The sequence below is a fragment of the Stenotrophomonas maltophilia genome, assembly GCF_006974125.1.
Lineage (GTDB): Bacteria > Pseudomonadota > Gammaproteobacteria > Xanthomonadales > Xanthomonadaceae > Stenotrophomonas > Stenotrophomonas maltophilia_O.
Genome location: NZ_CP037858.1, coordinates 2,925,065 through 2,945,402, shown reverse-complemented (window position 1 = coordinate 2,945,402; position 20,338 = coordinate 2,925,065). Strand labels below are relative to the sequence as shown.

23 protein-coding genes are annotated in these 20,338 nt (G+C 67.7%); 11 read left to right on the top strand and 12 right to left on the bottom strand.

Features of this window, described 5'->3' with window-relative positions; genetic code table 11:
- Positions 1–37 precede the first annotated feature (37 nt).
- The 4 genes from hemA (at position 38) to ppk2 (ending at position 5,087) form a co-directional block, all read left to right on the top strand.
- Positions 38–1,321, top strand: a complete 1,284-nt coding sequence (gene hemA / locus EZ304_RS13320; RefSeq protein WP_099551247.1) for a glutamyl-tRNA reductase — start codon at positions 38–40, stop codon at positions 1,319–1,321.
- Positions 1,299–2,381, top strand: coding sequence for a peptide chain release factor 1 (gene prfA / locus EZ304_RS13315; protein ID WP_099551248.1), 1,083 nt, complete (start codon positions 1,299–1,301; stop codon positions 2,379–2,381). Before hemA ends, prfA begins: the two co-directional genes overlap by 23 nt.
- Before the next feature lie 5 nt (positions 2,382–2,386).
- Positions 2,387–4,099 carry a tetratricopeptide repeat protein gene (locus EZ304_RS13310; RefSeq protein ID WP_142807306.1) on the top strand — a complete coding sequence of 571 codons (1,713 nt, stop codon included), beginning with the start codon at positions 2,387–2,389 and terminating at the stop codon, positions 4,097–4,099.
- A 205-nt stretch (positions 4,100–4,304) separates the two neighbouring features.
- Positions 4,305–5,087, top strand: a complete 783-nt coding sequence (gene ppk2 / locus EZ304_RS13305; protein WP_014036078.1) for a polyphosphate kinase 2 — start codon at positions 4,305–4,307, stop codon at positions 5,085–5,087.
- Positions 5,088–5,696: 609 nt separating this feature from the next.
- Here ppk2 and EZ304_RS13300 read toward each other — a convergent pair.
- Together EZ304_RS13300 and EZ304_RS13295 are read right to left on the bottom strand one after the other, a co-directional pair.
- Positions 5,697–6,269, bottom strand: coding sequence for a TlpA family protein disulfide reductase (locus EZ304_RS13300; RefSeq protein WP_142807305.1), 573 nt, complete (start codon positions 6,267–6,269; stop codon positions 5,697–5,699).
- Positions 6,266–7,540 carry a YihY family inner membrane protein gene (locus EZ304_RS13295; protein WP_099552724.1) on the bottom strand — a complete coding sequence of 425 codons (1,275 nt, stop codon included), beginning with the start codon at positions 7,538–7,540 and terminating at the stop codon, positions 6,266–6,268. Before EZ304_RS13295 ends, EZ304_RS13300 begins: the two co-directional genes overlap by 4 nt.
- 77 nt (positions 7,541–7,617) lie before the next feature.
- Here EZ304_RS13295 and wrbA point away from each other — a divergent pair, with 77 nt between their 5' ends.
- From wrbA to EZ304_RS13280, 3 genes are all read left to right on the top strand, one after another.
- Entirely contained in the window at positions 7,618–8,211 is a 594-nt protein-coding gene (gene wrbA / locus EZ304_RS13290) for an NAD(P)H:quinone oxidoreductase (protein WP_005408181.1), read from the top strand.
- Positions 8,208–8,543 carry a DUF2069 domain-containing protein gene (locus EZ304_RS13285; RefSeq protein ID WP_099552725.1) on the top strand — a complete coding sequence of 112 codons (336 nt, stop codon included), beginning with the start codon at positions 8,208–8,210 and terminating at the stop codon, positions 8,541–8,543. The genes wrbA and EZ304_RS13285 overlap by 4 nt, the downstream gene beginning before the upstream one ends.
- 79 nt (positions 8,544–8,622) lie before the next feature.
- On the top strand, positions 8,623–9,108 hold the full coding sequence (locus tag EZ304_RS13280; protein WP_010481766.1) for an asparaginase domain-containing protein: 486 nt from the start codon (positions 8,623–8,625) through the stop codon (positions 9,106–9,108).
- An 89-nt stretch (positions 9,109–9,197) separates the two neighbouring features.
- On the opposite strand, the gene EZ304_RS13275 is transcribed toward EZ304_RS13280, so the two are convergent.
- The 7 genes from EZ304_RS13275 to sufT form a co-directional block, all read right to left on the bottom strand.
- Entirely contained in the window at positions 9,198–10,940 is a 1,743-nt protein-coding gene (locus tag EZ304_RS13275) for a S8 family peptidase (RefSeq protein ID WP_142807304.1), read from the bottom strand.
- A gap of 377 nt (positions 10,941–11,317) precedes the next feature.
- On the bottom strand, positions 11,318–12,013 hold the full coding sequence (locus tag EZ304_RS13270) for a M23 family metallopeptidase (protein WP_260678113.1): 696 nt from the start codon (positions 12,011–12,013) through the stop codon (positions 11,318–11,320).
- 102 nt (positions 12,014–12,115) lie between these two features.
- Positions 12,116–12,340: a hypothetical protein gene (locus EZ304_RS21155; RefSeq protein ID WP_260678112.1), complete on the bottom strand. Its 225-nt coding sequence runs from the start codon at positions 12,338–12,340 to the stop codon at positions 12,116–12,118.
- A 1-nt stretch (position 12,341) separates the two neighbouring features.
- Positions 12,342–12,677 (bottom strand): transcriptional regulator, encoded by a 336-nt coding sequence (locus EZ304_RS13265; protein ID WP_046985218.1) that lies wholly within the window; start codon positions 12,675–12,677, stop codon positions 12,342–12,344.
- Positions 12,674–13,330, bottom strand: coding sequence for a hypothetical protein (locus tag EZ304_RS13260; protein ID WP_099552728.1), 657 nt, complete (start codon positions 13,328–13,330; stop codon positions 12,674–12,676). The genes EZ304_RS13265 and EZ304_RS13260 overlap by 4 nt, the downstream gene beginning before the upstream one ends.
- Before the next feature lie 175 nt (positions 13,331–13,505).
- On the bottom strand, positions 13,506–14,600 hold the full coding sequence (locus EZ304_RS13255; protein WP_099552729.1) for a branched-chain amino acid aminotransferase: 1,095 nt from the start codon (positions 14,598–14,600) through the stop codon (positions 13,506–13,508).
- A gap of 59 nt (positions 14,601–14,659) precedes the next feature.
- Positions 14,660–15,211: a putative Fe-S cluster assembly protein SufT gene (gene sufT / locus EZ304_RS13250; protein ID WP_012479222.1), complete on the bottom strand. Its 552-nt coding sequence runs from the start codon at positions 15,209–15,211 to the stop codon at positions 14,660–14,662.
- A 122-nt stretch (positions 15,212–15,333) separates the two neighbouring features.
- On the opposite strand from sufT, the gene EZ304_RS13245 reads away from it, so the two are divergent.
- The gene (locus EZ304_RS13245; protein WP_142807303.1) at positions 15,334–15,753 is read left to right on the top strand and encodes a hypothetical protein; all 420 of its coding nucleotides are present in this window, start codon (positions 15,334–15,336) and stop codon (positions 15,751–15,753) included.
- A 150-nt stretch (positions 15,754–15,903) separates the two neighbouring features.
- Here the strand turns inward: EZ304_RS13245 and EZ304_RS13240 are convergent, their stop codons facing one another.
- Together EZ304_RS13240 and EZ304_RS13235 are read right to left on the bottom strand one after the other, a co-directional pair.
- A complete protein-coding gene (locus tag EZ304_RS13240) occupies positions 15,904–17,364 on the bottom strand; it encodes an NAD(P)(+) transhydrogenase (Re/Si-specific) subunit beta (RefSeq protein ID WP_142807302.1) in 1,461 nt (486 codons plus the stop codon).
- Positions 17,361–17,681: an NAD(P) transhydrogenase subunit alpha gene (locus tag EZ304_RS13235; RefSeq protein ID WP_005408173.1), complete on the bottom strand. Its 321-nt coding sequence runs from the start codon at positions 17,679–17,681 to the stop codon at positions 17,361–17,363. Before EZ304_RS13235 ends, EZ304_RS13240 begins: the two co-directional genes overlap by 4 nt.
- A gap of 98 nt (positions 17,682–17,779) precedes the next feature.
- Here EZ304_RS13235 and EZ304_RS13230 point away from each other — a divergent pair, with 98 nt between their 5' ends.
- From EZ304_RS13230 to EZ304_RS13220, 3 genes are read left to right on the top strand one after another with little or no spacing between them, the layout of a single operon-like run.
- The gene (locus EZ304_RS13230; RefSeq protein WP_005408172.1) at positions 17,780–18,364 is read left to right on the top strand and encodes an RNA polymerase sigma factor; all 585 of its coding nucleotides are present in this window, start codon (positions 17,780–17,782) and stop codon (positions 18,362–18,364) included.
- The gene (locus tag EZ304_RS13225) at positions 18,361–18,687 is read left to right on the top strand and encodes a DUF3379 domain-containing protein (protein WP_142807301.1); all 327 of its coding nucleotides are present in this window, start codon (positions 18,361–18,363) and stop codon (positions 18,685–18,687) included. Before EZ304_RS13230 ends, EZ304_RS13225 begins: the two co-directional genes overlap by 4 nt.
- 3 nt (positions 18,688–18,690) lie before the next feature.
- Positions 18,691–19,152, top strand: coding sequence for a DUF3106 domain-containing protein (locus tag EZ304_RS13220; protein ID WP_142807300.1), 462 nt, complete (start codon positions 18,691–18,693; stop codon positions 19,150–19,152).
- 79 nt (positions 19,153–19,231) lie between these two features.
- On the opposite strand, the gene EZ304_RS13215 is transcribed toward EZ304_RS13220, so the two are convergent.
- Positions 19,232–20,311, bottom strand: a complete 1,080-nt coding sequence (locus tag EZ304_RS13215; protein ID WP_142807299.1) for an NAD(P) transhydrogenase subunit alpha — start codon at positions 20,309–20,311, stop codon at positions 19,232–19,234.
- Positions 20,312–20,338: the final 27 nt, after the last annotated feature.

Genomic DNA, 20,338 nt, shown 5'->3' with positions numbered 1-20,338 from the left:
GTCCAATGGCCAGCAGCTTATCGCAAGCAACTGAACAATGACCCTGTGGGTGCTCGGACTGAATCACCAGACCGCACCGGTGGAGCTGCGCGAGCGCGCGGCCTTCGCCGGTGAGGCGTTGCCGCGCGCGCTCGGTTCGCTGCGCGATACTCCGCAGATCGCCGAGGCGGTGCTGCTGTCCACCTGCAACCGCACCGAGCTGTATGCCGTGGCCGATTCGGCACAGGCGCTGGACCAGTGGCTGCACACCCAGGCCGGCGACCTGCAGGGCTACCTGTATCAGCACGCCGATGCCGAGGCCGTGCGCCACCTGTTCCGGGTCGCCACCGGCCTGGACTCGATGGTGCTGGGTGAACCGCAGATCCTCGGCCAGGTGAAGGATGCCTGGTCGACCGCGCGTGACCACGGCCTGCTCGGCCAGCGGCTGGACCGCCTGTTCCAGCAGACCTTCTCGGTCGCCAAGCGTGCGCGCACCGACACCCAGGTCGGCGCCAATCCGGTGTCGGTCGCCTCGGCCGCAGTTCGCCTGGCGCAGAACGCCTTCGCGCGCCTGGACGATTCCACCGTGCTGCTGGTGGGCGCGGGCGAGACCATCGAGCTGGCTGCACGCCACCTGAGTGAAGGCAAGGTGCGGCGATTGCTGATCGCCAACCGCACCCTCGCCCACGCGCAGGAGCTGGCCAGCCGCCACGGCGGCGTGGCCCTGCCGTTGACCGAACTGGACCGCCACCTGGGCGAGGCCGACGTGGTGTTCTCGGCCACCGCCGCACGCGAACCGGTGATCCACCGCGAGATGGTGGCCAATGCCCTGCGCGCGCGCCGGCACAAACCGATGCTGCTGTTCGACCTGGCCGTGCCGCGTGACATCGAGGCAGAGGTCGGCACGCTCAACGACGCCTTCCTCTACACCGTCGACGACCTGGAGCGCGCGGTGGAAGACAACCGCCGTGGACGCCGCGAGGCGGCCGCCGAGGCCGAGGCGATCATCGACCTGCAGGTCTCGCGTTTCGTCGAAACCCTGCAGGCCAGCGCCCACCAGGCCCCGCTGCGGCAGCTGCGCGCCTTCGGCGAGGCCACCCGCGCCGAACTGCTGGAACGCGCGCGCCAGCAGCTGGCCAACGGCAAACCGGCCGATGAAGTACTGGAACTGCTGGCCCATGGCCTGACCAACCGCCTGCTGCACCCGCCGACCGCCGCCCTGCGCGCAGCCGCGCTCAGTGGCGATGCCGACCTGACCCGCGCCGCCGAGCGCCTGTTCCCGGCCACGCCGGGTTACCGCCACCCACCCGTGAGACCCGATGACGCCGACCCTGCGCCGTAAGCTGGAAGCGCTGGCCGAGCGCCGCGAAGAACTGGAACGCCTGCTCGCCGAACCCGATGTGGTCGCCGACAACACCCGTTTCCGCGATCTTTCGCGCGAATTCGCCCAACTTGAGCCGGTCGCCACCGCACTGGCCGACGAAACCCGCGCCAAGGCCGACCTGGCCGCGGCCGAAGGCATGCGCGCCGACCCCGACCTGCGCGAACTGGCCGACGAGGAAATCGCCGCGGCCCAGGCCCGCCTGCAGGAACTGGAACAGGAGCTTGCCCTGCTGCTGGTACCGCGCGACCCGCGCGATGAGGGCAACCTGTTCCTGGAAGTGCGCGCCGGTACCGGCGGCGACGAAGCAGCGATCTTCGCCGGCGATCTGTTCCGCATGTACGCCCGCTATGCCGAACGCCAGGGCTGGAAGGTCGAGATCGAATCGGACAACCCCGGTGAGCATGGCGGCTACAAGGAAGTAGTGGCACGCGTGGTCGGGCGTGGCGCGTTCTCGCGCCTGAAGTTCGAATCGGGCACGCACCGCGTGCAGCGCGTGCCGGCCACCGAATCGCAGGGCCGCATCCATACCTCGGCGGCTACCGTGGCGATCATTCCCGAAGCCGACGAAGTCGATGACATCGTCATCAACCCGGCCGACCTGAAGGTGGATACGTTCCGCTCCTCCGGCGCCGGCGGCCAGCACGTCAACAAGACCGAATCGGCCATCCGCATCACCCATGTGCCAACCGGCGTGGTGGTGGAATGCCAGACCGAGCGCAGCCAGCACGCCAACCGCGACAAGGCGATGAAGCGCCTGAAGGCGCAGCTGCTGGACGCCGAGCGCCAGCGCCAGGATGCCGCGCAGGCCGAATCGCGGCGCCTGCAGGTGGGCAGTGGTGACCGCAGCCAGCGCATCCGAACCTACAACTTCCCGCAGGGGCGCATCACCGATCACCGTGTGGAAGGACTGACCCTGTACGACCTGCCCAACATCCTGGCCGGTGACCTCGACCCGCTGCTGCAGCGGCTCAGCCACGAACACCAGGTCGACGCCCTGGCCCAGCTGTCGGCAGGCTGAGCACGATGTCGGCCTGGCAGCAGCGACAGCAACTGCAGCAAGCGATTGCCCGCCAGCCCGACGACTTCGTCGCCTGGGTGATGCTGGCCGACGTGGAACTGGAAGCCGGCGACATCGCTGCCGGCGAACAGGCCGCGCGACGTGCCCTGCAGCTGCGCCCGAACCACCCCGAAGCACTGGCGCGGCTCGGCCGCGTGGCGTGGATGGCCGGTGCACATGGCGATGCAGCCAAGCTGCTCGGCCAGGCCTCGGCACTGGCACCGCAACATCCCGGCATTGCGCTGTGGCTGGGCCACGCACTGGAAGATGCCGATGATGCCGAAGGTGCGTCGGCGGCCTATCGACGCGCACATGGGCTGATGCCGGCCGAACCTTACATCGCCGCCCAGCGCCTGGCCTGGCAGCGTCGCCTGTGCGATTGGCAGGACGTGGACTCGCTGGCCGCACAGGTGCGCGCCGCCGTGGCCAGCGGCCAGGGCGTGGTCGAGCCGTTTGCCTTCCTCAGCGAGGACGCCAGCGCTGCCGAGCAGTTGGCCTGCGCACGCACCCGTGCGGTGGCTGTGGCTGCCTCGGTGCGGCCATTGCCGCCGGCAACGGTGCGCCCGCACGGCCCGCTGCGCGTCGGTTTCCTCTCCAATGGGTTCGGCGCACATCCGACCGGATTGCTGACCGTGGCGCTGTTCGAGCAGCTGCGTCACGACCCCGCACTGCAACTGCATCTGTTCGCACTGAACCGCGACGATGGCAGCCGCATCCGCCAGCGCCTGCAGACAGCGACGCAGCTGCATGATGTGGCCGGCCTGCGTCATGCCGATGCCGCCGCACGCATCCGCGCACAGGGCATCGACCTGCTGTTCGACCTGCGTGGCTGGGGCGGTGGTGGCGCGCCGGAAGTGCTGGCGATGCGCCCTGCCCCGCTGCAGCTGAACTGGCTGGCCTATCCGGGCACGTCGGGGGGGCCGTGGATGGATGCGGTGATCGGCGATGCCTTCGCGCTGCCGCCCGCACTGGAGCCGCACTACAACGAACGCGCGCTGCGCCTGCCGCGAGCCTTCCAGCCGTCGGACAACACGCGCGTGCTGGAGCCTGCGCCGACGCGTGCCGACTGCGGTCTGCCCGTGCAGGGCGTGGTGTTCTGCTGTTTCAACAACAGCTACAAGCTCAACCCGCGCAGCATGGGCCGTGCCTTTGCAGTGCTGCAGGCGGTGCCCTGCAGCGTGCTGTGGCTGCTGTCCGGGCCCGGCCAGGCCGACGCGCGCCTGCGTGCCGCCGCAGAGGCCGCGGGCCTGGACCCGGCGCGCCTGGTGTTCATGGACAAGCTGCCGCATCCGCAGTACCTGGCCCGTTATCAGCTGGCCGACCTGTTCCTGGACACGCATCCGTACAACGCCCACACCACCGCCTCCGATGCGCTGTGGGCCGGCTGCCCGGTGCTGACCTGCCCGGGCGACACTTTCGCCGCGCGCGTGGCCGGCAGCCTCAACCATCACCTTGGCCTGGCCCGGCTGAACGTCGCCGACGATGCCGCGTTCATCGCCACCGCCAGTGCACTGGGCAACGACCCGGCTGCGCTGGCCGCGTTGCGTGCTGAACTGGCGCAGGCACGCGAGCGCAGCGGGCTGTTCGACATGGGCGGGTTTGCCCATGATCTGTCGGCGTTGGTGCAGCAGCTGGCGCGCGAGCACGGCTGGCTGGGAACAGCGGAACAGACTGGGTAATGTCTACTGGAAAATGCCTGCTGGGTAGAGTCGACTGTCAGTCGACTGCTCTCGGCTGGAAGCCGAAAACCCCGCGCTGCGCGCGATAGTCAACTCTACCCAGTCGATACCCAGTCGATCTCATCCCAGCGGCGGTCGCCCTGCCTCTACACGCGGTGACGCGACGGTGCGCTACGCTCGGGCTTCCTTCCCGCGTGGTGTGACGATGGCCAAGCTCAAGCGCAAGGACTACGACGAACTGCTGCTGCCACTGCAGCTGGAACTGACCGCGATGGCGCGCTGGGTGCAGCACAGCGGGCAACGCCTGCTGGTGCTGTTCGAAGGGCGTGACACGGCGGGCAAGGGCGGCGCGATCCAGGCCATCAGCCAGCACCTCAACCCTCGTCAGTGCCGGGTGGTGGCACTGCCCAAGCCCACCGACCGAGAAGCCACGCAGTGGTACTTCCAGCGCTACGCGTCGCACCTTCCGGCCGCCGGCGAGATCGTGCTGATGGACCGCAGCTGGTACAACCGTGCCGGCGTGGAGCGGGTGATGGGCTACTGCAGCGAGACCGAGTACCAGCAGTTCCTGCGCCAGGCGCCGGTGTTCGAGCAGCTGCTGGTGGACGACGGCATCCTGCTGTTCAAGTACTGGCTGTGCGTTGACCAGGAGCAGCAGGAAAAGCGCTTCGCCGAGCGTCATATCGACCCGCTGAAGGGCTGGAAGCTCTCTCCGGTGGACCTGAAATCACGCAGCAAGTACAGCGCCTACACCGAGGCACGCGAGGCGATGCTGCGCGCCACCCACCGCGAAGCGGCGCCGTGGACGCTGGTGGATTTCAACGACCAGCGCCTGGGCCGGCTGACGCTGGTGCGCAACCTGCTGGACCGGCTGCCGGATACGCGCGTGGATGCGCCGTTGCCGGAGCTGCCGAAGCTGAAGGGCAAGCTGCACCGCGAGCACTACGATGTGCTGAAGCCGATCGAGGACTTCCCGGTCGAGGAATAGGGTTTGTTCGGCAGGGCCTGCGGCCCTGCACCTGCCGAAGCCAGAGCAACGGCAACAGCAACAGCAACGGCGGGCTTCCTGAGGGATGGCGGGGTGGGTCCGGTTTCGGGGGACGCTGCAAGTACGTCCATGTAAGCTCGGTCGCCGCATCCATGCGGCTCACGCCCCCGCAACCGGACCCACCCCGCCTTCGACAGATCTCCGCGATCTGTCGGCATTGCATTCTGTAGATCCACGCCATGCGTGGATGCTCTTTGTTCGATTGTCGAAGTACTCGAACTCGATGGAGATTCATCCACGCATGGCGTGGATCTACCAGATCGCAGAAATCTGTCAGAGGTGGGGCGGTGTCGGAGTGCGGGGTGTCAGCCGCATGGGCCCGAGGCATGCCTCGGGCGGGTTGGGCAGGACGCCCAACCCCGGTCTTGCCGTGTGCGCAGGAAAGCGCACACGAGCAAGCGGCTGCCAAGCCTACAGGGACGTACTTGCGGCGTCCCCGCACTCCGACACCGCCCCACCCACCCACGGAATGCACGCTGTTGCTGTTGCTGCCGGCCAGCGGCCGGCACTACCGCGGGTGCAGGGCCGCAGGCCCTGCCGACCAACCCACTACTTGGCAGCCGCGATCTGCTTTTCGATGTCGGCGGCAGTCACCGGGCCGAGGAAGCTGTGCGCCAGCTTGCCCTGCGGATCGATGAGATGCGTCAGCGGCAGGCCGCGCGGCGTGGCGAAATCGGCGGGCGGATCGAACGGGTCGACGATCACGATCGGATAGGTCACCGGATGCTTGGTCAGGAACGCCTGCATTTCCGGCGCTTCGATGTCCTCATAGGCCAGGCCGACCACTTCGATGTTGCTGCGCATCGCATGCAGCGCCGACAACTCCGGCATTTCCTTGCGGCACGGCGCGCACCAGGTCGCCCAGAAATTCACCACCACCCACTTGCCGCGGTGCGCGGCCAGGTCGTAGTCGCTGCCATCGACCGCCTTCGTCTTCAGCGTCGGGAACTCGGCGGTGATGCGTTCGGCCGGGGTCTCCTCGACCGGTGCCGGCGTGCTCGGTGTCGGTGCCTGCGCCGGCGGCTGGCTGCTGGCCGGGGTCGGCTCCTGTGCCGGCTTGCAGGCCGCCAGGGCCAACAGGAGGGCCAGCGGGAGCAGCAGCAACGGGGTCTTGCGGGTCATGGCATGTCTCCAGATTCGGTGTAGATATCGCTGACCTTGCGCTTGAGGCGTTCGCGCAGGGGCAGTCGCAGGTCGTCCAGTGCCGCCAATGCGGCGCGACCCAGGCTGTCGTCCCGGTACGGCAGATGCTGCTCGGCCACCGGGATGCGCAGCTGGGTGCATTCGTACAGATCGGCCAGGCTGACCTGGTCCAGGTCACGCGACAAGAGCCATTCACCACGTTCATCGCGGCGCAGCAGGCCGATCTCCTGCAGGTTGCAGGCCAGGTCCTGCAGCAGCGAATCGGTCAGCATCGGCTCCAGCCGCAGGATTTCATCATCGGCCAGGCCCTTGCCCTTGGCACGTGCATGGTGGAAGCGGCCCAGCAGGCGCAGCAGGCCATAGAACTCGTAACCCTGCGGCAGGCGCAGTTCCACCGGCTGGTAGCGGAAGGCGGCCATCGACGAAGACAACGATGCCCCTAGCAGCACTGCCACCCAGCACAGGTAGATCCACAGCAGCAGGATCGGCACGAAGGCCACCGTGCCATACAGCTTCTGGTAGGACTGGAAACTGCCCAGGTAGGCACCGATGCCCCATTTCACCAGTTCCAGGATGACCGCCGCCAGGATCGCGCCGGGCACCGCGTGCCGCCATTTCACTGTGTGGTGCGGCACCACCCGGAACATCAGCGTGATGCAGACGAACTCGATCAGGATCGGCGCCAGCCGCAATGCGAACTCGGCCAGCCAACGACCTTCCTGGGTCCCGAACAGTGGCATCGCGAACACCCGCGCCGACACCGCCAGCGAAGCGGCGGCGAGCATCGCGCCCAGGGTGAGTACGGTCCAGTAGACCAGGAAACGGGTCAGCTTGGGCCGGGTCGACCCAACCCGCCAGATCTGGTTGAAGGTCTCTTCAACACTGTTGAGGGTGATCAGCAGTGACACCACCAGCGCAATGAAGCCGGCGGCGGTGAGCTGGCCGGCACTGGCCGAGAACTGCCGCAGGTAGCCCTCCGCCGCGCGCGCGGCATTGGGCACGAAGTTGGAGAAGACGTAATCGCTGAGCTGGTCGCTCCAGCGGTCGAAGACAGGGAAGGCCGAGAGCACGCCGAACACCACGATGGCCAGCGGCACCAGCGCGAACACCGTGGTGTACGCCAGCGCCGCCGCTGCCTGGAACAGGCGGTCGTCGAGGAAGCGATGCCACAGGAAGCGGCCGAAACTGATGGCCCGTGCGCGATCCCGCGCGCGCTCCATCCACAGGTTGAGCGTATCCAGAGGTTCCATCGGTGGAAGGGTACCCGATGCGGAATGCTGGCAGGATAGCCATACTGGTGGCCACACGACGAGGAGAAGCGGGCACGATGGGCGAGATTCTGGTGCTGTACTACAGCCGGGGCGGTTCGGTGGCACGGCTGGCGCGCCAGATCGCGCGGGGCATCGGCGAAGTGCCGGGCATGAGCGCGCGCCTGCGCACGGTGCCGCCGGTGGCCGCGGTGACCCAGACCGCGCAGCCGCCTGTACCCGACGATGGCGCCCCCTATGTGAGCGTGCAGGACCTGGTCGAGTGCCAGGGCCTGCTGCTCGGCAGCCCGACCCGCTTCGGCAACATGGCCGCGCCGGTGAAGCATTTCCTCGACGGTCTCGGCGCCGAATGGGTCAACGGCACCCTCTCGGGCAAGCCGGCCGGGGTGTTCACCTCGACCGCCTCGATGCATGGCGGCCAGGAATCGACCCTGCTGTCGATGCAGGTACCGCTGCTGCACCACGGCTGCGTGATCGTCGGCATTCCGTTTACCGAACCGGCGCTGAGCCATACCACCAGTGGCGGCACGCCCTATGGCGCCAGCCACGTGGCAGGTGCCGCCGACGATCCGCAGCCGACCGACGACGAGGCCGTGCTGGCCCGTGCGCTGGGCCGCCGGGTGGCCGACATCGCGCAGCGGTTGGCCCGATGAACCGGCCGCCGCGCACGGTCCTGCTGCTGGCCCTGATGGGGCTGGCCGCGCTGTTCGCCGGCTGGTTCATCAATGACAAGCACTGGCTGGCCACCCAGCTGGTGTTCACCGCGCCACCGCTGGCGCTGGCCATCGCACTGCGCCTGGGCTGGCGCAAGGCGGGTTTCTGGGCCTCGGTGCTGGCGCTGGGCTGGTTCAGCCACGGCGTGATGAGCGCCTGGAGCCACCCGGAGACGCGCTGGCTGGCGCTGATCGAGATCGCGCTGGCCCTGCTGGTGATCTTCAGCGCCAGCCTGCCAGGGCTGCGCGCCCGCTTCGGCAAACGACGCTGACGCTGCGCCCGCCGGGCCGTATCATCTGTGTTCCTGGCCCCGCGCCGCTGTACCTGTCCTGGTTTCGCGCATGCACATGATGGAAGAGCTCCTGGTCGTCACCACCGGTGGCACGATCGACAAGATCTACTTCGACGACAAGTCGGACTACCAGATCGGCGACCCCCAGATCGGCATGATCCTGCGCGAGCTGGGCGTGACGTTCCGCTTCAACGTGATTCCGATCCTGCGCAAGGATTCGCTGCACATCAACGATGAGGACCGCGAACTGATCCGCGCCACCATCGCCGCGCAGCCGACCCGCCACGTGCTGGTGACTCACGGCACCGACTCGATGGTGCAGACCGGCAAGGTGCTGGCGACGATCCCGGACAAGACCATCGTGATGACCGGCGCACTCAGCCCGGCGCGTTTCCGAGGTTCGGATGCGGAGTTCAACATCGGCTGCGCGATCGGTGCGGTGCAGTCGCTGCCGAGCGGCGTGTACATCGCCATGAACGGCCGGATCTTCGACCCTCAGCACGTGCGCAAGAACGTGGCCGCGAACCGCTTCGAGTCGGTCTGAGGAACAGCGTGCCGGCCAAGGTCGGCACCTGCCCAAAGCAAAAACGCCCCGGCCTAGGCCGGGGCGTGCCCATGGAGAGGGGCTTGGGCTCAGTACTGGGCGTTGAGGGTCAGGCCCGAGAAGGTGCTGTACGCCTTCACCCGCACGTACCAGGTGCCGGCGGCAGGACTGTTGATGGTGCAGGTCTCGCTGTTGCCGCTCAGGTACGGACGGCAGGTGTAGGTGGTATCGGTCGGGGCACTGCCCTGGCGCACATACAGGTCGGCATCACCGCTGCCGCCACTGATCGCCACGCGCAGCTGGGTGCTGCCAGCCGGAACCGCAACGGTGTAGTTCAACTCGGCACCGGTCGCAGCACCCAGGCCGGTCACCGGCACGTTGTTCTGCAGCACATTGCCACCCGGGTTCGGATTGCCGCCACCGTTGATCGCCGCAGCCACGGCGGCATTGGCGTCGATGATGCCGGCGCCGCAGCCACCCGAGCAGGCGCCCGGCAGCGGACGTGCGGTGCTCTTGATGATGCTTTCGACCTGCGCCGGGCTCAGTGGGCTCGGAGCGACCGACTGCATCAGCGCGACCACGCCGGCCACGTGCGGTGCCGCCATCGAGGTGCCGTTGTACGAGGCGTAACTGGCGCTGCCCGGCGTGGTGGTGCCGCTGTTGAGGGTCGAGAGGATGCCCTGGCCCGGTGCCGAGATATCGATGCCATTGCCATAGTTGGAGAAGCTGGCACGCGCACCGGCCGAGGTGGTGGCCGCCACCGCGATCACGTTCGGGCAATTGGCCGGCACCGACGAGGACACGTTGGTGTTGCTGTTGCCGGCGGCAACCACCACGGTGGTGCCACGGCCGACCGCACCATTGATCGCATTCTGGTAGGTGGTCGAGCAGCTGCCACCGCCACCGAGCGAGAGGTTGATGACCTCGGCCGGGTTGGCGTTGGCCGGTACGCCGCTGACGGTGCCGCCGGAAGCCCACACGATCGCATCGGCGATGTCGGAGGTGTAGCCGCCGCACTTGCCGAGCACACGCACCGGCACGACCTTGGCGTTGAACGCGGTACCGGCCACGCCGGTGCTGTTGTTGGTCACTGCTGCCACGGTGCCGGCGACGTGGGTACCGTGCCAGCTGGAGTTCGAACCCGGGTAACCGGCCTGGCACTCGTTGTCGCCGTACCAGTCGCCCTCATCGTTCGGGTTGTTGTCGCGGCCGTTGCCATCGCGCGCCATCGCCGCATCGCTGATGAAGTCATAGCCGGGCAGGATGTTGGCGTTTAGGTCCGGGTGGTTGGTGATGCCGGTATCGATCACCGCGACAACGACACCGGTGCCTGTGGCCTTGTCCCAGGCCGGCCGGATGTTGATGCCGGCATTGGTGGTGCCGAAGCCCCACTGCTCACTGAAGCGGGTGTCATTCGGGGTCAGGGTCGCACGCATGATCTGATCGACCTCGACGTATTCCACGTTCGGGTCGGCGGCCAGCTTGCGCATCAGCTGCTCGGATTCGGCCCGGTCCAGCGGACGATCGGTCCTGACCAGGGTCGGGCCAACGGCCAGCTTGCGGACCTCCTGCAGGCCCAGCGCGCGGCCCTGGCTGCTGGCCAGGCCAGCGGCGGCCGTCTTCAGCGACGAAGCCAGCGCAGTGTTGCTGGCCACGGCGGCGCTGCCGTCGCGGTACTTCACGATGAAACGCTGGTGCGTCGGCGCGGACTGCAGGCCGCTGAGCTGGACATCACCGGCCAGCGCAGGCGTGGCCAGCAGCAGCGATGACAGAACGGACGCACCAAGGACCACCCACACTCGACGCACACGCGGTTGCGTTACCTGGGACATCGTATTTCCCTTTCTTGTGGTGTGAATGCCGGAATCGGCAGAAGCACCGGCCCGAACCGTGGGCTGGCTTGCATTGGCGAGGTTCGAAGTCCGGTGAGTCAGCGGATCCCCCTAACGATCCGCCGTGCAGATGACGCTAAAGGCCGAAACCGGACACCACAAGATTTTCAGCGTCTTTTCAGCAAGATGAAATGTTCGTTCTGAGACTTTTCGGGTCGAGGGTTTGTGAAGGTGAAGGAACTTTCTCGTGTCCTGCACAGACCTGACTGGGTCGTCACGTGTCCTGGAATGACTTTGCCGACATCGGCGTCGACTGCCCACACCATCGGTCGCGCAGCATCCGCACGGTGCCCTGCCCGCTGCGTTGGACGCGCTGGCTATTTCGCCTGCGCAACGCCGGCAGGCCGGATACGCTGCCCCTTGACCGGTTCACCGCGTACAACCGGCTGGCCATCGGCCACGTAGCCGGAGAACTGTGCCGGCAGCGCTTCGCCGACACCGAACACGGGCCCGGCCTGCAGCTGATAGTGCAGGTGCGGCTCGGACGAGTTGCCGCTGTTGCCACAGTCACCGAGGTGCGCGCCACTGCGGACCACCTGTCCCTGGGCGACGCGCACACTACCCTGGCGCAGGTGCGCCAGCACCGAGTACTCCTCATTGCCGTGATCGAGAATGACGCGGTTGCCGGTGAGCTGGGCGGCATTCATCTGGCCCGGCACGTTGTCGGCGACCCCCTCGATCACCTCCACCACCGTGCCGTCGGCCGGTGCGAGAATCGGGCGACCGAAGCAGTAGTAGTCATCGTTGCGCAGGCCATCGCCACGGTGCGAACGGCCATCGCGGATCATCAGCAGATCCAGCGCGAAGCGCTGGCCGGCATGGGCCGCATGGTAGTTCTGTTCGACAGTACGCCCGCCCCAGAACACGAAGTATTCATCGTCGAACGGCAGTTGCAGCCGTGTGCGGGTCTGGTAGTCGAGGAACCCGCTCGCCGCGGCCTGCGGCGGCGTGGTCTGCAGCGGGCGGATGTAGAAGCCGCCGATCTGCCCGTCGGCATCGATGGCCCACAGCACCTGGATGATGGCCGGGCTCCTGGCGAAGCGCGCCTGCCGCAGATAGGTGTCGAACCCATCAACCTTCTCGACCTTCTCACTGACCAGCTCGGTTTCCGTGCCTCAGCCCGCCAGCACCTGCTCGCGAAGCGCCACCAGGCTCTGCGGGGACTGCAGCCCCGCCTGCATCTGCGGGGTCATCCGTTCCCACAGGGCATCGATGTGCCCTTCGTAGAACTGCGCGGTCAGCGCGGCTCCCTGCTGGCGCGGATCTGCGGCCGCGGCCACGCCGGTGAGGGCAGAGAAGGAAACAACCAGAACTGCAAACAGGCGCGGGAGCAATGTCATTTCAGGAGTCCTTTCGATCCGGATCGGGAATGCCGGCAACGATCGCCGCCAGCTGCGTGCGGTACTCGGCCAGGGCAGTGCGGCCCATCGGCGTCAACTGCAAGGTGGTCAATGGGCGCTTGCCACGGAACGACTTGTCGATGGCGACCAGCCCTGCCGCTTCAAGCTTGCTCAAATGGCTGGAGAGGTTGCCCTTGCTCAACCCGCTGAGATGCTCGACAAAACCGAACTCGGCGGATTCGGCACCTGCCAGGATCGACAGGATCAGCAGCCGTGCCGGCTCATGGATCAAGCGGTCGAGCTGGAGCAACGCTCTGGAATCAGGCAGCTGGGTCATTCGACGTTCGTCCGCGCCGCCATGAACGCGCGCATCTCCACCTGCAGCCGCTGGAAGCGCTGGTGGTCACGCCAACCGACCACGATCAGCGCGATGGATGCCAACGGGAACACGGCGGTGCTCGGGCCGAAGCCATACGCCTGCCCGGTGAAGGCCAGCGCGGCCTGGCACAGCAGGAACACGCCCACGATGAACTCCAGCGGCGTACGCAGCCAGCGCCACACCATCCAGGGCAACAGTGCCACCACGACCAGATAGCCGATGGCGCGCAGATCCCAGGGCAACTCGCCCATCGGCACCATCCGGGGCAGCACGCTGCCGATCACCAGCACGCTTACCAGCGCGGTGAAGGCGATGAAGAAGCGCTGGAAATTGCGTTCAACCGGCGTGACCTGCTCCTCGACCTGGCCCAGCCGCTGGTAGTAACGGCGTGCCAGCCATTGCTTGCCGACGATCCACAACACCGGCAGGGCAATGAGCACGATGCGCAGCGCCAGGGTGGTCGGCAACAGGGCGCCGGCAAGGAACGAGGCCAGGCAGGCGAAGCCGCCTGCCATCGCCGACAGGCCCCCGGCACTTCGCGAGTACCGGGAGTACTCACGGGTCAGCGCCTGCAGGCGCGAGGAAGGATCAATGACGGACGGCTGCTGCATGACACGCTCCACCGGGGTCGCTTGAATTCAGTTTGCATCGCAAACCTATTTGCGTCAAGCAATCACCTGCTGCGGTCTGGCGGGCGGGCCCACAACGCAGAAAGCCCGTCACTGGGACGGGCTTTCCGGAAAAGCGGCCGAGCGTGGGCTCGGCTCTACAGTTGACCGCGGGCGATCAGCCCAGCTTGACCAGCCAGTTGTGGCGGTCCGGCAGGCGGCCGTACTGGATGTCGGTCAGTTCCTTGCGCAGCGACATGGTCACCTCGCCGGCCGGGGCGTTGATATCGCCCACCGAGAAGCCCTCGCCCTTCAGCTGGCCGATCGGGGTGACCACCGCGGCGGTACCGCAGGCGAACACTTCGGCGATGTCACCGGAGGCCACGCCGTTCTTCCACTCGTCGATGGTGACCTTGCGCTCTTCGACCTTCATGCCGCGGTCGCGGGCCAGCTGCAGGATGCTCTCGCGGGTGATGCCCTCGAGGATGCTGCCGGACAGTTCCGGGGTCACCAGCGTGCCGTCCTTGTAGACCAGGAACACGTTCATGCCACCCAGCTCTTCCAGGTACTTGCCTTCCACCGGGTCGAGGAACAGCACCTGCGAGCAGCCCTGCGCCTGCGCCTTCTGCTGCGGCAGCAGCGAGGCAGCATAGTTGCCACCGCACTTGGCGGCGCCGGTGCCGCCCTTGGCCGCGCGCGCGTATTCGGTGGACAGCCAGATCGACACCGGGGCGACGCCCTTGGCGAAGTACGGGCCGGCCGGGCTGGCGATGACGTAGTAACCGGCCTTGTGCGCGCCGCGCACGCCAAGGAAGGCTTCATCGCCAATCATGAACGGACGGAAATACAGGCTGGACTCATCAGCCGACGGCACCCAGGCACTGTCCACGGCGATCAGCTGCTTCAGCGATTCGACGAAGATCTCCACCGGCAGTTCCGGCAGCGCCAGGCGCTGTGCCGAACGCTGCAGGCGGCGGCCGTTGGCATCCGGACGGAAGGTCCAGATCGAGCCATCGGCATGGCGGTAGGCCTTGATGCCTTCGAAGATTTCCTGACCGTAGTGCAGCACGGCTGCGGCCGGATCCAGCTGCAGCGGACCGTAGGCACGCACGTTGGCGTTGTGCCAGCCGGCATCCTTGTCCCAGCGCACCTCCACCATGTGATCGGTGAAATGCAGGCCGAAGCCCGGCTTCTCAAGGATCTGGGCGCGCTCTTCAGCGCTGCGCGGGTGGTCCGAACGGGTGACGGCGAAGCTGGGGATGGACTGGGACACCGGAGGATTCCTGTTCTGGTTGCGGGTAGTGCCGGGCCCGCGTCACTGCGGGCCCTGGGTCAAAGCATGCCGGTCTCGAGCCGGGCCGCCTCGGACATCATGTGCTGGTTCCACGGCGGGTCGAACACCAGGTCGACGTCGGCCTCGGCCACCGTCGGGATCATTTCAAGCTTGCTGCGCACGTCGTCGACCAGGATGTCGCCCATGCCGCAGCCCGGTGCGGTCAGGGTCATCTTCACGTCGATCTCGCGCTGGCCTTCATCCAGGTGCTTGATCTCAACCTCGTAAACCAGGCCGAGTTCGACGATATTGACCGGAATTTCCGGATCGAAGCAGGTGCGCAGCTGCTGCCATACCAGCTGTTCCACCTGTTCATCAGTGGCGTCGGCCGGCAGTTCCAGCGGTGCCGGCGCCTCCTTGCCGATGGCGTCGCCATCCTTGCCGGCGATGCGGAACAGGTTGCCCTCGACGAACACCGAATAACTGCCGCCCAGCGCCTGGGTGATGTACCCATAGCTGCCGGCGGGCAGGGTCACGGTGTCGCCCTGCGGGACCATCACGGCCTCGCAATCGCGTTCGAAGTGGACAGGTTCGCTGCTACGGGAATACATGGGGACCGATATGGGGCCGTGGCCGGGGCCACGCAAGACGGCATTCTAGCCCAGCCGCCCTGCGGCCGCCGGTGCACTGCGGCAAACCACAGTATCCTGTGGCTGATCTTCAGGGAGCTTCGATGTCCTCCAATGCCGCGCGTGCCAGGACCGTGACCTGGCTCTGGCCCATCATGCTGTTGCTGGGTCTGGTTGTTGCTCCCCTTGCCTGGATGGTGCTGGCGCTGATGACCGGCCGGCAGGTCGGCTGGATGGCGGTACTGACCGCCCTGGAACTGGTGTTCATGCTGCGCATGGGCACGCTGGGCCCGGGCCGGCTGCGCATTGCCCTGGTCGTACTGGGCACCCTGCTGGTGGCCGCCGTGGCCAACTGGGCCATCGCCAGCGCCTGGATGGGCGGCTCGATCGGGCTGGACCTGTGGGACGCCAGCCTGCGCATGGGCCCGCACCTGGCCTGGACCCTGATCACCCTGGCCAATGGCGCCGTGGAATGGCTTTGGCTGGCCGTGGGTGTCGCCGTGGGTGCCTGGCTGGCGCGCTGAGCGTGCCGCTTGCTGCGCCCGCCGGGCATGGCCCGGCGCTACCGGGGATGCGCGGGTAGATCCCGCCATGCGTGGATGGGAGGGTAGTGCCGGCCGCTGGCCGGCAAGAGCGTGCGGACCGAGGTCCGCACCCACCGGATGCAGCCGGCCTCAATGCCCGCCGTCGAGCGCCTTCAGTTCGCTCACCAGCGACGCTGCCGCTTCCGCACCATCGCCGTACAGCATGCGGGTGTTGTCGGCATAGAACAGCGCATTCTCGATGCCGGCAAAACCAGTGCCCTTGCCGCGCTTGATCACCACCACGTTGCGCGCATTGACCACGTCCAGCACCGGCATGCCGTAGATCGGGCTGGCCGGGTCGGTGCGTGCCACCGGATTGACCACGTCGTTGGCACCGATCACCAGCACCACGTCGGTGTTGGCGAACTCCGGGTTGATGTCGTCCATGTCGGCGATCAGGTCGTAGGGCACGCCCGCCTCGGCCAGAAGCACGTTCATGTGCCCAGGCATGCGCCCGGCCACCGGGTGGATCGCGAACTTCACCTTGACCCCGCGCTGGCCCAGCCGCTGCGCCAGTTCCCATATCTTGTGCTGGGCCTGCGCCACGGCCATGCCGTATCCAGGCACGATCACCACGCGCTCGGCGTAGGCCATCATCGCCGCGACATCCGACGCCTCGATCGGCTTCTGCGAACCGCTGATCGCCTGCGCTTCCCCGCCAGCACCACCGCCGAAGTTGGAGAACAACACGTTACGGATCGGCCGGTTCATCGCCTTGGCCATCAACCGGGTCAGCAGGATGCCGGCCGCGCCGACCATCATGCCGGCGATGATCAACGCCTCGTTGCCCAGCACGTAGCCTTCGAACGACACCGCCAGGCCGGTGAAGGCGTTGTACAGCGAGATCACCACTGGCATGTCGGCGCCACCGATCGGCAGCGTCATCAGCACGCCCAGCGCCAGCGCCAGCACGAAGAAGGCAACGATCGCCCAGGTGTTGAGCGTGCTGGCCGCGATGATCGCCAGCACCACCACCGCCAGTGCCACCAGCAGGTTCATCACCTGCTGGCCGGGCCAGGTCACGCGCTTGTCCAGCCGGCCATCCAGCTTGGCCCAGGCAATCACCGAGCCGGACAGCGACACCGCACCGATCGCCGCGCCGACCACCGCCAGCAGCAGCACCATGCCCGACGGCTGGCGCGCGGCCAGCTCGGCCAGCGCCTGCGCACTCCAGTGGCTGGTATCGCGATTGGCAAGGAAGGCGTAGCGCAGCAGTTCCACTGCACCGATGGCCGCCGCCGAGCCACCGCCCATGCCGTTGTACAGCGCCACCATCTGCGGCATGTCGGTGATGGCAACCTTGCCGGCCGACCACCAGGCCAGGCCCGCGCCCAGCAGCAGCGCCACCAGAATCAGCGGCACGTTGTGCAGTTCGGGAAGGAAGAAGGTCGCCACCGTGGCCAGCAGCATGCCCAGCCCGGCCCAGCGGATGCCGCTGCGCGCGGTCAGCGGCGAGGCCATGCGCTGCAGGCCCAGCAGGAACAGCGTGGCGGCGACGAGGTAGCTGGCCTTGACCAGCCAATCGAGCAGTTCGACGGTGCTGATGTTCAAGCCTGCGGCTCCTTCGGCTCGTCCTTGCCGCCCTTGGGCGCGCTCGGCTTGAACATTTCCAGCATGCGCGCGGTGACCACGTAGCCACCGGCGGCGTTGCCGGCACCGAGCACCACGGCGAGGAAGCCCAGGGCTTTTTCCAGCGGTGTCTGCGCGTGCCCCAGCACCACCATCGCGCCGATCAGCACGATGCCGTGGATGAAGTTGGAGCCCGACATCAGCGGGGTATGCAGGATCACCGGCACCCGCGAAATGATCACGTGGCCGGCGATGGCCGCCAGCATGAAGATGTACAGCGCCACGAACCCGTCACTCACTGGCAACGCTCCCGCTCTGTCTTCGTCGTCCCATCATAACCATGGGCTGAACCCGGTGCGCACCCGGCGTCAACCGAAGCCGCACTCACGCGTTGTCGATGGTGACCCCGAGCGAGGAACCGTACCCTGTGCTGGTGAGCAGCCCCGTCCCCCCGAGCGCCGAGACCGATGCACTGCCAGCATCGCTGGAAGCGTTCCTGGCCAGTGTTGGCCCGCGTGCGTTCCGCTTCGCCGAGGCCGGCCTGCGCCAGCGCGAAGACGCCATGGACGCGGTGCAGGACGCGCTGCTGCGCATGCTGGACTACGCCGACAAGCCGGCTGCCGAATGGGCGCCGCTGTTCTGGAGCATCCTGCGCCGGCGCGTGATCGACGTGCAGCGCCGGCGCCGCTTCCGCCTGCCGTTCTGGCGCGACAACCAGGATGCGGAAGGCGGCGAGATCGACTGGGCCGATCCCGGCCCGGACCCGGCACAGGCGCATGAACAGCGCCAGCAGTACCAGCAGCTGGTGGACGCGTTGCGCCGCCTGCCCGCCCGCCAGCGCGAGGCCTTCACCCTGCGCGTGCTGCAGGACCTGGACGGGGCTACCACCGCCCGCGCCATGGGCTGCAGCGAAGGCGCGGTAAAAACCCATCTGGCACGCGCCCGCCAGGCGCTGCAGGATTACCTGGAGATCCACCCGTGAACCGCTCCCTGCCTTCCGATGACACCCTGCGCAGCCTGCACGCGCAGTCGCTGCACGCGCTGTCGCCGGCAACGCTGGCCCGGCTGCGCCAGGCTCGCCACGGCGCCACGGCCGCCCATCGCGGGCGCTGGCGCTGGTGGTTGGCCAGTGCCTGTTCGCTGGTGGTGGCGCTGGGTATCGGCCTGCAGTTCACTGGCCATGACACGCTGACGGGCCCGGCGCCGGCACCTGTGCTTGCCTCGGTGGAAGACAACAGCGCGCTCTACGACGAAAATCCCGATCTGTACCTGTGGCTGGGCGATACCGACCTGGCGATGGAGTGAATCATGTCCCGACTGCACACCCTGCCCCTGCTGATGACTCTGTTGCTGCTGCCGGTCCTCCCGGCGCTGGCGCAGAGCGCCGCGCCCGCCCCTGCGGCACGCCCTGCGCCGGCCACGCCGCTGCCGGCCTGGGAACAGTTGAGCGAAGCTCAGCGGGAATCGCTGCTGGCGCCGCTGCGCGACCGCTGGAACAGCGCCGATGCCGGCCAGCGCCAGCGCATGCTCTCGCACGGCCAGCGCTGGCAGACGATGAGCCCTGAGGAACGCGACAAGGCCCGCCGTGGCCTGCGCCGCTTCGAGCACATGAGCCCGGAACAGCGTGAGCAGGCCCGGGCCCTGTTCGGCCAGATGCGGGAACTGCCCCCCGCGCAGCGCGACGCACTGCGCGAGCGCTGGTCGCAGATGACGCCGGAACAGCGAAAGGACTGGGTGCGCGACAACCCACCGCCGGCGAAGCCGCGGTAACGCTGGCATCCGCAGGGTGGGTGCGGACCTTGGTCCGCACACGGGGCCGTTCATCCACGCATGGCGTGGATCTACCGACTCACGCCAGCCAGCGCGTCTTCGCCAGCAGCTCGTCTTCCCAGTCGAACGCCAGCTGCCCCTCGTGCACGAACAGCGCGACGAAGTTCAGCAGGTTGCGCGCATACATCTCGCTGGCCTGGGTCGCGCCGCGGCTGGCCAGGCCCAGCGGGCCATCGATGGTCACACCCTGATGCTCGATGCACTGCCCCGGCTGGGTCAGTGCGCAGTTGCCGCCGCTCTCGGCCGCCAAGTCCACGATCACGCTGCCGGTGGCCATGCCTTCCACCATTGCGGCAGTGACGATGGTGGGTGCCGGGCGCCCCGGTACCGCCGCCGTGCAGATCACCACATCCACACCGCGCAGGTGGTCGGCCAGCCGACGCTGCTGCTCGGCGCGCTCCTCGTCGGTCAGCGCGCGCGCATAGCCGCCCTCGCCGGCCGCGCTCACCCCCAGGTCCAGGAAGCGCGCGCCCAGCGACTGGATCTGCTCGCGGGTTTCCGGGCGCACGTCGAAACCTTCCACCTGTGCGCCCAACCGGCGCGCGGTGGCAATGGCCTGCAGTCCGGCCACGCCAGCACCGATCACCAGCACCTTGGCCGGCCGCACGGTGCCGGCAGCGGTGGTCAGCATCGGGAAGAAGCGTGGTGCGCGTTCGGCGGCGATCAGCGCGGCCTTGTAGCCGGCCATGCCGGCCTGCGAACTGAGCACGTCCATCGCCTGCGCACGGGTGGTGCGCGGCAGCTGCTGCAGCGGGAACACCTGCAGGCGGTCATTGGCCGCCAATGCGGCCAGCGCCGGATCGGTGGCCGGTGCCAGCAGGCCAACCACGCTGGCACCGGGCTTGAGCTGCTCCAGCACCGTCGCAGCGGGCGCCTGCACGCACAACAGGATGTCGATTTCGGCCCAGCGGCTGGCATCGAACGCGCGGGCACCAGCATCGTCATACGCTGCATTGGTGAAACCCGCGGCCAGTCCAGCACCGGGCTCGTACCAGACAGTGATGCCCAGGGCGCCGAGCTTGCGCGCGGTTTCCGGCGTCAACGCCACGCGCCGTTCGCCCGGCGCGGTCTCTTTGATCCCCAGCAACGCCACGGCCATGCAGGTCCCCGCTGATCGGTGAGTTTT